Consider the following 13691-nt stretch of genomic DNA (forward strand, 5'->3'; position numbering starts at 1 on the left):
GGCACAGGAAGGCGCGGTCCTTCGGGAGCGGAGACAGCGTGATCAACCACGTCCGGATGACGCGGATGGACGACGACCTACGCGAGGACCTGCGCGGTGACCTACGTCTCGACCTGGTCGAGCTCCAGGAGGAGGGCCCGGACGTCCTCGGCCTCGGGGGAGCCGAGCCGGGTGAAGAGGTCGAGGGCCTTGACTAGGGCGTCCCGTCCGCGCTGGGTCTCGCCCATGCCGCGCAGGGCCTTCCCGAGCGCGGCCAGAGACTGCGCCTCGCCGTACGGGTGGGTGATCTCGCGGCTGACGGTCAGCGCCTGATCGGCGTGCCGCGCCGCCTCCGCGAACCGCCCGGCCGCGATGAACGTGGCCGCGAGCCGGTAGCAGACCCGCTGCTCCCACACCCGCTGGTTGCTGGCCCGGAAGAAGGCCAGGCACTCGGCGTGGTGGACGACGGCCTCGTTGAGCCGGCCGACGTAGGACAGGACGGTGCCGAGGTGGTAGCGCGCGCGGGCGACGCCGGCGCCGCTGCCGATCTCCGTGAAGATGGCCAGGCCCCGCTCGGACGCGGCGATGGCGTCCTCCGGATGCCCGAGGCCCATGTGGTCGCGGGCGGAGTAGCTCAGCACCAGAGCCTCGCCCGCCGGGTTGCCGACCTCGCGGTAGACGGTCGTCGCCCGGTCGAACCATTGGAGGGCCTCGGTGTGGCGGCGCTGCCGCCCGGCCACCACCGCGAGGGCGTTGCACGTCTCCCCGAGCACGATGTGGTCCCCGGTGTCCTCCCCGAGCGCCCGCGCGGCCAGGAACTGCTCCTCGGCCTCGGCGAGCCGGTTCGCCCCGAACAGGACGCGCCCCAGGACGTAGCGGCAGCGCATCTCACTGCGCCGGTCGCCGACGCGCCGCGTGGCGTCCAGCATCGCCGCGACGCGTTTTTCGAACTCCCGCTGGTTCGTGCCCGACTCCAGCAGCGGCTCCATCGCGAGCAGCAGGTCGGCCGCGGGGAGGAGGTCCTCCCCGCCGCTCGCCGACTCGGCGGCCTGGCCGATGGCGGCGAACAGGTCCTCGGCCTCGACCGACAGCCAGGCCACGGCCTCGTCCGCCGACGAGAACGTGTGGCCGTGCGGCCCGATCACCATGAGGTTGTCCGCGACCGCGCTGCCCTCGTACGCGAGCCGGTGGGCCGACCGCGCGGAGGCCAGATAGAAACCCAGCAGGCGCCGCAGCGCGAGCGCCCGGGCCGCCGGGTCGTCGGTGTCCTCCGCCTGCCGCCGGGCGAAGAGCTTGAGCAGGTCGTGGAAGCGGTACCGCCCGGGAGCCGGGGCCTCCAGCAGGCTGGCGTCGACGAGCGACTCCAGCAGGTCCTCCGCGCCGACCGGGCTCAGATCCAGTACGGCCGTCGCCGCGAGGACGGAGATGTCCGACCCGGCGGGCAGCGAGAGCAGCCGGAACGCCCTGGCCTGCTGGGGGTCGAGCTGGCCGTAGCCCAGCGCGAAGGTGGCGGAGACCGCCAGGTTGCCGATCTTCATCTCGTCGAGGCGGCGGCGCTCGTCGGCGAGCCGGGGGACGAGGGAGGCCACCGTCCAGGAGGGGCGGGCGGCGAGCCGGGCCGCCACGATGCGGACCGCCAGCGGAAGGAAGCCGCACGCGGCGACCACGTCCATGGCGGCGGCGCGCTCGGCGGCCACCCGCTCCGGCCCGGCGACGGCCCCCAGGAGCGAGAGCGCCTCGTCGGGCTCCATCACGTCGAGGTCGATGAGCCGCGCCGACGGCAGGTCGGCCAGCTTGCCCCGGCTCGTGATGATCGCCGCGCAGCCGGGCGAGCCGGGCAGCAGGTGCTCGACCTGCTCGGCGTCGCGGGCGTTGTCGAGCAGCACGAGCATGCGGCGGTCGGCCAGCAGCGACCGGAACAGGGCCGACCGGTCCGCCAGGCCGTCGGGGATGACGTCGACCGGGATGCCGAGGGCCCGCAGGAACGCCACCAGCGCGGTCTCGGGCGGGGTCGGCTCCTGGCCGTATCCGCGCAGGTCCGCGTAGAGCTGGCCGTCGGGGAACAGGTCGTCGGCCAGATGGGCCACGTGGACGGCGAGCGTCGTCTTGCCCACGCCGCCGATGCCGGACATGGCGGCGACCGGCACCCCCTCACCGCCGCCGCGGAGCAGGCCGAGCAGCCGGTGGACGAGCCCGGCGCGGCCGGTGAAGTCGCTCACGGCGGCCGGAAGCTGCGCAGGCTTCGGCATCTCGACGGCCGGCTCGTGCTCCGCCGCGTCGTCCTCGCCGTTCTCCGCCGGGGGTGTGGGCCGTACGGGCGCGAGCCGTACGAGATCAGGGGTCTTGGCGAGCGTGAGGGTCGGGTCGGCGGCCAGGATGCGGCGGTGCAGCTCCGTCAGCTCGGTGCCCGGCTCGATCCCGAGCTCCTCGATCAGGGCGTCCCGGGTGTCGGTGAACACGGACAGGGCCTCGGCCTGCCGCCCGCAGCGGTAGTACGCCAGCATGAGCTGGGCGCGCAGCCGCTCGCGCAGCGGGTGGTCCGCGGTCAGGGCGATCAGCTCGGAGACCACCTCGGCGTGCCGCCCCAGCTCCAGGTCGAGCTCCATCAGTGTCTCGACGGTCGCCATGCGGCGCTCGATGAGCCGGTCGCGCTGGTGGTCGGCGTACGGCCCGACCGCGCCGGCCAGCGGCTCTCCCGACCAGAGGGCGAGGGCGTCACGCAGGAGGCGGGCCGCCTCGTCCGTCCGGCCGGATCGGCGGGCGGCCTCCGCGGCGGCGGCTTCGCGCTCGAAGACGCCGAGGTCGAGCCTGGCCGTCTCCAGGCGCAGCGCGTAGCCGCGCCCGACGGAGGTGAGCAGCTCGGGACGGGTCCGGGGGGAACGTTCCGGCTCCAGGACGGTCCGGAGGCGGGAGACGTAGGTGCGCAGGGCGCCGAGCGCGCGAGGGGGCGCGTCCTCGCCCCACACCGCGTCGATCATCTCGGTCGGCGTGACCGCGCGACCCTCCCGGAGGAGCAGCATCGCGAGGATCGAGCGCTGCAGGGGCGTGCCCAGATCGAGCTCGACGCCGCCGCGCCAGGCCAGGACGGGTCCGAGCACGGCGAAGCGGAGGCCGTCCTCGGTGACGTCATCAGGCATGTGCGCTTTTCTCCAATGGCAAGTTTTCCGACCAAATGATAGATCCCGCGGCGCGGGACCAATAGGGAAGGGCTCTGTCGTTAATCCACGCGTTGATCGGCCGTTGATCGGGCGTTGAGCGCCGATCGCCATCCTGAGATCACCGAGGCATGGCCCCTGCGGGGGCGGCCATGTCTTGGTTCAGGGGTCTCGTCAGGGGTCTGAAAGCGGCTTGCAAACGGGTGTCAGGCCGGTGAAAGCGGCTTGCAGGCGGTCGGCCGTATCAATGGCTTGCACCCGGAAAGCAGCCGGGGGATCGTCCTCAACCACAGGAGAACCGAAATGCGTCGCTCCGTCCGCACCGTCATTGGTCTCGCCGCCACGACCGCCGCCCTCGCCATCGGCGTCCCGGCCCTCTCGACGGCCGCCAACGCCTCCACGGCCTCGGCCGCCTCCGCCTCGTCCGACTACGACGGCTACTGGGGCCCGTACTGGTCGAGCAACCACCTCGCCAAGGCCAAGGGCTACATCGACGTCAACTACGACGACGACGAGTCCAACAGCGTCCACATCACCGGCAAGCTGTGGGACCTCGACCACCGCACCGAGGGCGAGGGTGGCAAGTGCGCCTACATCAAGTTCCGCGTCCAGAACTGGGACGACGAGGAGGACGACTGGTCCTCGAGCTTCAAGTCGTACAAGTACTGCGGGGCCGGCGGCTACAAGCAGTTCAGCTTCTACCGCTACGACGTCGCGCAGGTCCAGGCCAAGGTCTGCCAGATCGGTCTGCACAGCAGTTACCCGGTGAAGTGCGGCTCGTGGAACGACCTGTACAACGCCTACGACGACGACTACGACTACGAGGCGTGACGGCACCCGGGGCAACCCGACCGCACCCGACCGCCTGATCGCACTCACACAGACGCGGCCCGTCCCCTCTTCAGGGGGCGGGCCGCGCCGCTTCCATACGTTCCGTTGGTTCCGTGTGGTCGAAGGGTCAGGCGGCCGCTTCCACGAGGCTCAGCCTCGCGCGGAGACGTTCTCGAAGGGCGGGCCATTCGGGACGGAGGATCGAGTAGTACGCCGTATCTCGGACCGTGTCGTCGGCGCCTCGGCTGTCCGCTCGTCGCACACCGTCCAGGTGCGCGCCGAGGGCCTCGATGGCGGCCCGGGATCGGGTGTTGCGTACATCGGCCTTAAGGGTGATCCGGTGAACCTGCCAGGTCTCGAACGCGAGGGAGAGCATCAGGAACTTGCTCTCCCTGTTCACACCGGTTCCCTGGGCCGACGCCGCGAGCCAGGTGTAACCGATGTCCGCCACGGACGGGACCTCGCCGACCACACCCTTGGTACCGGGAGGCCAGGGCATGGGCCCCTGCCAGTACTCCAGGTTCATCAGACGGGTGGCACCGACCACACGGTCGGTGTGCAGCCACCGGATGGCGAAGGGCATCGTGCGGCCCTCCGCCTGCTCAGCCAAGGCGGCCTCCACATAGGAGACCATCTCTTCCCGGCCAGCGGGAACGCGAGTGAAGGCGTACGTCGAACGGTCTTCACTCGCCGCGGCGACGAGGTCGTCGAGCACCGCGAGGCTGAGCGGTTCCAGGCGCACGGAGCGCCCGGACAGGGTGACAAAAGCGGGCATGAGCACATGATGGGGTCTGCGTAACTTGGCTGGAACCAAATGACACGAGGCATCTTGTGTGGCCTCAGGTTAACCTAGCCGCCCGTCGACAAAATCGCAGGTCAGAGGCACAAATTCGAGCGGGCCGCCCGGCCGTGCCGGGTAAAGATTTGGGCAATGATCACAAACGGCCTCAGGGGGTGCCGAGCCAGGCCGGGAGGGCCTGCTTCAGGGCGCCGAGGTCCCCCTGATCCGCGTCCGCGGCCCAGGCCACGAACCCGTCTGGCCGCACGAGCAGTCCGGCCAGCTCGGGCCGCTCGGGCACGGGGGTCCGGCCGCATGAGCGCCACCTGGGCGCGCGTCCAGTCCAGCACCCAGGCGCCGGTTCATGCCCCTTCCCACCGCGATAATCGGAAAGACGGGCACGAACCCCCGCTTCCGGGGGCCCGTGACCGCCTAGCAGTCGACCAGCTCGGGCTTCTGGTTGAGGATCTGGGCGCGCGGGGTCACGAACTCCTCATAGGCGTCCGTGGCCGCCGGGTGGAAGACGGCGACCCGGTGGCAGTTCTGGAACGCGAGCCGTACGCCGAAGTGCCGTTCGAGCGCGCCGCGCATGGCGTCGCTCGCCAGGCAGCGCAGGAGCTGGCCGCGGGCGGCCTCGTCCGGCGGCGGGACCTGGTTGTCGGCGAACTCGGCGCCGGACCGGTCACGGCGCTCGGCCAGCTCGCCGATCGTCGCCCAGGCGTACGGCAGCGACTCGCGGACGCAGGCGACGAACGCCTCGTCGTCGATCTCCCCGGTGCGAGCTTGGTCGAGCAGATCGTTCGGAACGGTCAGCGACATGTGGCTTCTCCTCTCGGAGCCGATGGGATTCCTCACGGCGCCGCGACGGCAGGGCCGTACACGAAGCCGGGGTCGATCTGTGCGGTGAGGTCCTCGCCGGTGGCCCGGTTCGCCCAGGCTCCGGCGTTCTTGATGTGGAATTCGGCCGCCTGCCTGCCGTACTTCTCCCAGTCCTTCGGCTGGGCGTCCAGGTGGGCCAGGAGCGTGCCGAGCGCCTGGTGGTTGGCGGGCTCCAGGGCCGCGAGCGTGAACGGCCTGCCCTGCTCCATCGCGCGCACGGCGGGGGAGTGCTCGAACCAGGTCAGCAGGTCGTCGCCGGCGTGCTCGCGCAGGAAGTCGACGTCGCCCGGTGACTGGATCTTGTTGCCCACGACCGCGATCCGGACGTCGAAGTCGGCGGCGTAGTCGTGGTACTGCCGGTAGACGCTCACGCCCTGCCTCGTGGGCTCGGCGACCAGGAACGTGAGGTCGAACCGGGTGAACAGGCCGGAGGCGAAGGAGTCGGCCCCGGCGGTCATGTCGACGACCACGTATTCGCCCGGGCCGTCGACCAGGTGGTTCAGGTAGAGCTCCACCGCGCCGACCTTGGAGTGGTAGCAGGCGACGCCGAGATCGTCCTCGGTGAAGGGCCCGGTGACCATGAGCGAGACGCCCTCGACGTCGCGGGACGGGAAGAACGGATCGTCGAGGCGGACGAGGCGGGAGCCCCGGCCGGGCGGGGTGGTCTTCACCATCGCCGCGGCGTCGCGGATCAGCGGGTTGTCGCCGCGGAGGTAGTCCTTGATCTCGCTGATCATGCCGCCCAGTGGCTCGGGAACGGCCGTCGCGCCCAGCGCCAGGCCGAGATGCTGGTTGATGTCGGCGTCCACCGCGACGACCGGACCCCGCTGTGCCGCATACCTCGCGAACAGCGACGACAGGGTCGTCTTCCCGCTCCCGCCCTTGCCGACGAACGCCACCCGCACGAGATCGTCACCTCATCTGATGATGAAAACCATTGCCATTTTCGCTCGATGGCAATCATGGCACACCGCGACCGCGCGGACACGGTGATTCGCGGTCGTGGCGTCCGGTTTCAGGCGGGCAGGCTTCGAGCCGGCCTTCAGGCCGAGGGCGGCGGCTGGAAGAGCGTGAAGACCTTGATGAGAGTGGGCCGCAGGCGGTCCCAGTCGTCGGCCATGGTCGTCCAGGTGAGCACGCTCGTGGTGGTGCCCGCCGAGATCACCCGGCGGAACTGGTGGTAGGCGACCCCCTTGGTCAGATGGGTGTCCGCCGACGCCTTCCGCTGCGTCCAGGTGAACTCCCAGTCGGCCGCCGTGCCGTACTTGCTGGTGACGGTCTTGAGGCGGAGCTTCCGGTAGGCCTTCACGCTCGGGTAGAGGATCGCCTCGGCCTCGTGGAGCGCTCCCAGCGGGTCGGTCCCGCTCTGGCCGGTGACCTCGATGTTGAGCTGGGCCCGGCCCTCGGGGTCGAGCCACCGCGTGGAGTAGTCGGTTTGTTCGAGGGTCCAGTCCTTCGGCACCCCGGCACGCCAGCCCGCGTCGGCCTTGTGCCACTTCAGCTTGAGCTTCGTCACCTGCACCGGGCTCGAAGACGGTGTGGGCGCCAGTGATGACGCGACCGGAGACACGGTGGCCGCGAGCGGGATCGCCGATTCGGTGACGCCGGTTCCGGGGCGCAGCACCGCCCAGCCGCCCACCGCTCCGGCGACCAGCGCCGCCGCCGCGATCCCCGCGATCAGTCTCGTACGGCTCCCGCCCGCAGGAGCCGCCTGAGGGGCGGCCACGGGCTCGATCGCGGCCAGCAGGCGGTCGGCCGCCTCGGGGGTCAGCCGCTTCTTCGGGTCCCGCGCGAGCAGCCCCTGGACGACCGTCCTGAGCGCGTCGGGAACGCCGTCCAGAGTGCCGGTGGGCCGCCGCCCGGTGACGGCCAGGTGGAGGACGGCGCCGAGAGACCACAGGTCCGACGCCACGGTGGGGACCCCGCCCCCAGTCCCCCCGGTGCCGGAGCCGCTAGCCCGCTCCGGGGCGAGGAACGCGGACACGCCCCGGGCGACGCTCGCCGGATCGCCGTGCGCGGGCGACCGCTCGGCGGCGGCCCGGGCGAAGGCCGGATCGGCGGCCAGGGCCCCCGTCCCGAAGTCGGCCAGGAGCACCCGCCCGTCGTGTCCGACGAGCACGTTGGACGGCCGGACGTCGCCGTGCCGCACGCCGGACGCGTGGGCGTAGGTCAGCGCGGCCAGGATCTTCCTGACGATCGGCGCGGCCTTCTCGGGGGTGAGCGGGCCGTCGCTCGCGACGATGCCGTCGAGCGAGCGCGAGCGGACCAGCTCCATGACGAGGTAGGGGACGCCGTCCTCCTCGGCCACGTCGTAGACGGCCGCGATGCTGGGGTGGCGGAGCCGTTCGGCCTGGCGGGCCTCGCGGGCGACGCGCTGGGCGAGCTCGATCCGCCGGCTCTCCCGGAGGTCGGAGGGGAGGAGCACCTGCCTGACGGCCACGGGCCGGTCCAGAAGGGTGTCGTGGGCCTCCCAGACGATGCCCATGCTGCCCTGGCCGAGAGCGCGCACCAGCCGATATCGCTTGACGATCAGCTGCCCCGCAGTACCCATCCCGCCTGCCTCTACACCCGGGCAAATATCACTGAATGCGGAGTCTTCCACAACTAAAGGGGCGGAAGGGAACCACTTGCGATATGGGCCAGCGTGATCTCTGTGAGGGTCGCGTGCTCATACTGGCGCAGGGCCGTCCAGACGTCGGCGAGCGGCTCGGCGACCCCCGGGAACCGCTCGCTGTCCTGGGAGACTCCCTCCACGACCACGATGATGTCGGCGAGGCTGATCTCCGTGGCGGGGCGGGCGAGCCAGTAGCCGCCGTCGGGGCCGCGCTGGCTGTGGATCAACCCGGCGCGGCGGAGCTGGAGCAGGATGTTGTCCAGGAACCTCCGGGGGATGTCCTGGGCGGCCGCGATCTTCTCCGCGGGCACCGGTCCGGGCGGTGCCGCCGCCAGCTCGGCGGCGGCACGCAGGGCGTACTGCGTCCGGGCGGAAAGCCGCATCTGCTACACGGAGCTCAGGGCCAGCGACCGGCTCCCGGGATTGGGCCTGACGTTGACGACGTCGCCCGGTTGGAGCGACATCTGCTCGGCGAATCCCCGCGTCACCTGAACCCATGCCTCCTGGCCCGCGATCTCCAGCTCCACCCGGACCTCGAAGCCGAGCCGGACGATCCGGGAGACCGTGGCGACCGTGCTCCCCTCGGCCGGGGTGGCGCTGATCTCGATGTCGTGCGGGCGTACGAGACTGCCGCCGATCTCGGTGACCGGGCCGAGGAACCGCATCACGAACGGGTTCGCCGGGTGGTCGTACACCTCGGCCGGACTGCCGACCTGCTCGACGGCGCCGTTGGCGAGCACGACGATCGTGTCGGCCACCTCGATCGCCTCCTCCTGGTCGTGCGTGACGAAGACCGTGGTGACGTGCACCTCGTCGTGCAGGCGGCGGAGCCACGTGCGCAGCTCCTTGCGCACCTGCGCGTCGAGCGCCCCGAACGGCTCGTCCAGGAGGAGCACCTCGGGCTCGACCGCCAGGGCGCGGGCGAGGGCCATCCGCTGGCGCTGCCCTCCGGAGAGCTGCGACGGGTAGCGGTCGGCCATCTTCTCCAGGTGGACGAGCTCGAGGAGCTCCATGACCCGTTTGCGGATCTCGTCCTTGGGCCGTTTGCGGATCTCCAGCCCGAAGGCCACGTTGCGGAAGACCGACAGGTGCTTGAACGCCGCGTAGTGCTGGAAGACGAACCCCACGTTGCGCCGCTGCGGGGACAGGCGGGTGGCGTCGACCCCGGAGATCATCACGGTGCCGGTGTCGGGCTGCTCGAGCCCGGCGATGACGCGCAGCAGCGTCGACTTCCCGCCGCCGCTCGGGCCGAGCAGAGCCGTGAGCGACCCCGACTCGACATCGATGGACACCTCGCGCAGGACGGGTGTCGTCCCGAACGACTTGTTCACGTCGCGTACTTCGATGGCCATGGGGTTCAATCCTTCGGGCGCAGGAGCTTGGTGAGCAGCAGGGTGATCACGGCGATGAGCGCGAGGGCCGTCGCCGCGGCGAAGGCGGCGGGCTGGTCGAAGTTCTGGAACCGCTCCTCGACGAAGAGCGTGAGCGTCTGGGTCTGGTCGACGAGACGGCCGGAGACCACGGCCACCGCGCCGTACTCGCCGAGCGACCGGGCCAGGCACAGCACCACGCCGTACGCCAGGGCCGACCGGATGCCGGGAAGCGTGATGCGGCGGAACGCCTGCAGCCGGCTGGCTCCCAGGGTGTGCGCGGCCTGCTCCTGCTCGTCGCCGAGCTCCTCCAGGACGGGCACCACCGCCCGGACGACCAGGGGCAGCGACACGAACACGGTGGCCAGCACCATGCCCGGAGTGGAGAAGATGACCTGGATTCCCCAGCTCTCCAGCAGGCCGCCCATGGGGGAGTACCTGCCGTAGACCAGGATGAGGGCCAGGCCGACGACGACCGGCGAGACGGCCATCGGCAGGTCGATCAGCGCGTTGAGCAGCCGCTTGCCGGGGAACCGGTGCCGGACGAGCAGGATGGACGCGCCGATCCCGAAGATCGTGTTGGCCACCACCGCCCACAGCGCGACGGTGAGCGTGACCTGGAAGGCGTGCACCGCCGACGGCGAGGTCAGCGCGTCGAAGAACGGGCCGAGCCCGGCGCCGAAGGTCCGCCAGATGATCAGACCCACCGGGAGGACCAGCAGGAAGAGCAGGTAGACCAGCGCGAGCGTGCGGAGGCCCCATCGAGACAGACGCGGCTTAGCCACGGCGGCTCCCCCAGCGTTGCAGGAGATCGAGCGAGATCAGCGCGACCAGGGCCACGACCAGCAGGACCGTGGAGATCGCCGCCGCCCCGGTCGTGTTGTCGCCCTCGATCTGGCTGAAGAGGTTGACGGCCGCCACCTGGGTCTTGAACGGGAGGTTTCCCGAGATCAGGACCGTCGAGCCGAACTCGGCGATCGACCGGGTGAACGCCAGGGCCGTGCCGGACAGCATCGCCGGGACGAGATTTGGCAGGATGATCCGCCGGAAGGTCTGGAACGCGCTCGCGCCGAGAGAGGCCGCGGCCTGCTCCATGTCCCTGTCGAGCTCCAGGAGCACGGGCTGGACCGTCCGTACGACGAAGGGCAGCGTGACGAAGAGCAGGGCGAGCACGACGCCGATCCTGCTGTAGGCCAGGTTGACCCCGAGCGGGCTCTCGGGACCGTACAGCGCGAGCAGGACGAGGCCGGCGACGATCGTCGGCAGCGCGAACGGCAGGTCGATGAGCGTGTCGACGATCCCCTTGCCGGGGAACCTGTCGCGGACGAGCACCCAGGCGATGATCGTCCCCATGACGAGGTTGATCAGCGCGACGATCACGGAGGCGCCCACGGTGAAGGTGAGCGCGGCCCACGCGTCGGGAGTCGTGACGGCCCGCCAGAAGTAGCCAAGACCCTGGTCGGCGGAGCGCCACACCACGACGGCGAGCGGGATGAGCACGATCAGGCTCATGTACAGCACGGCCGAGCCGAGGCCCAGTGCCGTGCTCCCGCTCACCGGGAAGCGCGAACGCGCCCGCGCCCCCGCACCCGGCGAGCCGGGTGCGGGGGCGGGACGGACAGCGGTGTCGGTGGTCACGTCGTCACTTCTCGGTCGCCACTCCGAGCTTGCGCTCGATTTCGGCGACCTTGCCGGTCTTCGGGTCGAAGAAGTCGGTCGTGATCTTCGGCCAGCCGCCGAGGTCGTCGATGGTGAACAGCTGCGCCGGCTGCGGCCAGGTGAAGCCCGTCACGCCCTCGGCCACGGGGCGGTAGCCGTTCTTCGCGAAGATCGTCTGAGCCTCGACCGAGTAGAGGTACTTCAGGAAGGCCGCGGCCTCCTTGGGGTGCGCGGAGTTCTTCGTCACGGCGACCGGGTTCTCGATCAGGATGGTCGAGTCCGGGATCGTGTAGTCGAGCTCCTGCTTGTTCTGCTGGGCGAAGATCGCCTCGTTCTCGTAGGTGAGGATCGCGTCGCCCTTGCCGCCGGTGAAGGTCTGGAGCGCCTTGCGGCCGCTGTCGTCCTGGACGGGCACGTTCTTGAGGAGCGAGTCGAGGTACGTCAGGCCCGTGGCCTGGTCGGTCCCCTTGCTCGACTTGGCGCCGTAGCCCGCGAGCAGGTTCCAGCGGGCGGCCCCCGAGGTGAACGGGTTGGGCGTGATGACCTCGGTGCCCGGCTTGATCAGGTCATCCCAGGTCTTGATGCCCTTCGGGTTGCCCTTGCGGGTGCCGATGACCACGACGGACTTGGTCAGGAAGCCCTTCGTGGCGTTCTTGTTCCAGTCGTCGGCGACGATGCCCGCCTTGACGAGCCGGGTGATGTCCGGCTCCAGCGAGAACTCGACGATGTCCGCCTTGAGCCCGGCGGCCACCGCGCGGCTCTGGTCGCCGGACGCGCCGTACGACTGGGTGAAGGTGATGTTCTTGCCCTCGGGCGTCTTCTGGAACGCCGCGATGATGTCCTTGTAGGCCGCCTGCGGAGTGGAATATGCGACCAGCGACAACTGGACCTTGCCGTCCCCCCCGGCAGAGCTGTTCCCTCCCCCGCAGGCGGTCACCAGGGCGGTGGTCGCCACGGCAGCGGCCGCGATACCCCTGAGCCTGCGCACTCTCATGCCCGTCTCCTTGATTCCTACTAAATAAGTCGGTTTCGTCGAATTAAAGTCCAGCCGCGGATTCCCGTCAAGTTGGGTGGGTTTTTGTTATACGGCTGTTCCCAAGCCGATGTGCGTGTGGTCAACCCCAGGCCAGAAGCGGCCGGGCCTCGCTGTGCCTGCCGTACGGAATGTCCCTGAATGTCCCCTGGATGCGTCCCTGGCATGTGCCCGTCCATAGGGACTCGTAACGGCCCAGTGACGAGGCGTCCACTGGCGGTGAGCTGTGACCGCAGGGGTACGGCTGTCGCTGTGATTTGAGTGACTGATGTGAAATTTCCGGACAAGTGGTGTCGGATTCTGCTATGAAGATCTGTTAGCACCGATTCGCTAAAGGAAGGACCGCAATGATCCCCCCGGTCCCCGAGGAGCTGCCCGAGCAGACCGGCCCGCTGGTGCGGCCGTACATTTCCGCCAACGGGCAGTACGGCACGGAAGGCGACCGGTTCTGGTCGGAGGAGCTGGACGACATGGCCGTACGCCCCGGGCAGAGCTCGGCCCCTCGAACGGCCGCTCCGGACCGTGGCGGGGCGGCTCCCGAGGTCGCGGGCGGCGACCTTCTCTCCGAGGAGTGGGTGAGGCGGTCTCCGGCCGCGGACTCCTTTGACCCCCTTTCGTTCGCTGACCGCTCGTTCGCTGACCGCGCTTCCGGGGCCGAGCGGGTGACGGCAGATCCCGCCGACACGCTGGACGGCCTGAGCGCGCCCGAGGGCAGGCGCGACCGGGATGACCGCGAGAGCCTCGGTCACCCCGAGAGTCCACGGAACCCGGAAAGCCCGGAAAGTTCGGAGAATCGTGACGACCTGGGGGGTCTGGTTGACGGGGCCACCGAGCCGGGCGGCTTTCTCGGGTCCGGCTGGCGGGGCGGCGAGGACCCCGAGGAGGCCGAGGACAGCCGGCGAAAGGGCGTGCTGCTCCGGGCGGGGGCGATCTCCGTGGCGGTCGTCGGCGCCATCTGGGTGCTGACCGCGTGGATCGGCCAGCCGTCCGACGCCGCGTGTCCGTCCGGCGGCGACTGCGCCGCCCGGGCGCCCGTCTCGTCCCCGGCGGCGATCACGGCGACCGAGGCGGGTAGCGAGCCGGACGTGACGCCCGACGACCCGGTCCCCACCGAGGCCGTAACCACGGCGCCGACGACCTCCTCCCCGGGCCGCGTTCTTGTCACGGCGCCGCCCACCACGAAGGCGCCCGCGTCGCACAGGCCCTCCCCCAAGGCGCCCGCCACGTCGAAGCCGCCCGTTGTCGTGGACGGGTCGACGGAGTCGCCCGCGCCTCCGTCCAGCGGCCCGACGCAGCCGACGACCGCTCCCACGACCGCTCCACCGTCCAGCCCGCCGGACCCGCCGCGACACGACGGCGGCCTGTTCGGCTGGCTGTTCTGACCCCTTGGCGC

At 70.6% G+C, this 13691-nt stretch carries 13 protein-coding genes; 2 read left to right on the forward strand and 11 right to left on the reverse strand.

What is annotated here, in order from left to right:
- Positions 1-101 precede the first annotated feature (101 nt).
- Positions 102-3116 (reverse strand): BTAD domain-containing putative transcriptional regulator, encoded by a 3015-nt coding sequence (locus ABH927_RS19615; protein ID WP_370023540.1) that lies wholly within the window; start codon positions 3114-3116, stop codon positions 102-104.
- Between the two features lie 321 nt (positions 3117-3437).
- Between ABH927_RS19615 and ABH927_RS19620 the strand changes: the two genes are divergently transcribed.
- On the forward strand, positions 3438-3965 hold the full coding sequence (locus tag ABH927_RS19620; protein WP_370023542.1) for a hypothetical protein: 528 nt from the start codon (positions 3438-3440) through the stop codon (positions 3963-3965).
- A gap of 127 nt (positions 3966-4092) precedes the next feature.
- Here ABH927_RS19620 and ABH927_RS19625 read toward each other — a convergent pair whose 3' ends face one another.
- From ABH927_RS19625 to ABH927_RS19670, 10 genes are all read right to left on the reverse strand, one after another.
- Complete coding sequence (locus ABH927_RS19625; protein WP_370023543.1) at positions 4093-4740, reverse strand: GNAT family N-acetyltransferase; 648 nt, start codon at positions 4738-4740, stop codon at positions 4093-4095.
- A 172-nt stretch (positions 4741-4912) separates the two neighbouring features.
- Positions 4913-5044, reverse strand: coding sequence for a hypothetical protein (locus ABH927_RS19630; RefSeq protein ID WP_370023545.1), 132 nt, complete (start codon positions 5042-5044; stop codon positions 4913-4915).
- A gap of 131 nt (positions 5045-5175) precedes the next feature.
- Positions 5176-5562 carry an SCO5389 family protein gene (locus tag ABH927_RS19635; protein WP_370023547.1) on the reverse strand — a complete coding sequence of 129 codons (387 nt, stop codon included), beginning with the start codon at positions 5560-5562 and terminating at the stop codon, positions 5176-5178.
- Positions 5563-5594: 32 nt separating this feature from the next.
- The gene (locus ABH927_RS19640) at positions 5595-6527 is read right to left on the reverse strand and encodes an ATP-binding protein (protein WP_370023548.1); all 933 of its coding nucleotides are present in this window, start codon (positions 6525-6527) and stop codon (positions 5595-5597) included.
- 137 nt (positions 6528-6664) lie between these two features.
- Positions 6665-8173: a serine/threonine-protein kinase gene (locus tag ABH927_RS19645; protein WP_370023550.1), complete on the reverse strand. Its 1509-nt coding sequence runs from the start codon at positions 8171-8173 to the stop codon at positions 6665-6667.
- Positions 8174-8226: 53 nt separating this feature from the next.
- Positions 8227-8619, reverse strand: coding sequence for an Rrf2 family transcriptional regulator (locus ABH927_RS19650; protein WP_261588256.1), 393 nt, complete (start codon positions 8617-8619; stop codon positions 8227-8229).
- A 3-nt stretch (positions 8620-8622) separates the two neighbouring features.
- Entirely contained in the window at positions 8623-9588 is a 966-nt protein-coding gene (locus ABH927_RS19655) for a sulfate/molybdate ABC transporter ATP-binding protein (protein ID WP_370023553.1), read from the reverse strand.
- Positions 9589-9593: 5 nt separating this feature from the next.
- The gene (locus ABH927_RS19660) at positions 9594-10391 is read right to left on the reverse strand and encodes a sulfate ABC transporter permease subunit (protein WP_370023555.1); all 798 of its coding nucleotides are present in this window, start codon (positions 10389-10391) and stop codon (positions 9594-9596) included.
- Positions 10384-11244, reverse strand: coding sequence for a sulfate ABC transporter permease subunit CysT (gene cysT / locus ABH927_RS19665; protein ID WP_370023557.1), 861 nt, complete (start codon positions 11242-11244; stop codon positions 10384-10386). Before cysT ends, ABH927_RS19660 begins: the two co-directional genes overlap by 8 nt.
- Before the next feature lie 4 nt (positions 11245-11248).
- Positions 11249-12259, reverse strand: a complete 1011-nt coding sequence (locus ABH927_RS19670) for a sulfate ABC transporter substrate-binding protein (protein WP_370023559.1) — start codon at positions 12257-12259, stop codon at positions 11249-11251.
- Between the two features lie 386 nt (positions 12260-12645).
- Here ABH927_RS19670 and ABH927_RS19675 point away from each other — a divergent pair, with 386 nt between their 5' ends.
- Complete coding sequence (locus ABH927_RS19675) at positions 12646-13680, forward strand: hypothetical protein (protein ID WP_370023560.1); 1035 nt, start codon at positions 12646-12648, stop codon at positions 13678-13680.
- Positions 13681-13691 lie beyond the last annotated feature (11 nt).

It is taken from the genome of Planotetraspora sp. GP83 (genome assembly GCF_041262585.1).
Taxonomy (GTDB): domain Bacteria; phylum Actinomycetota; class Actinomycetes; order Streptosporangiales; family Streptosporangiaceae; genus JAOEGB01.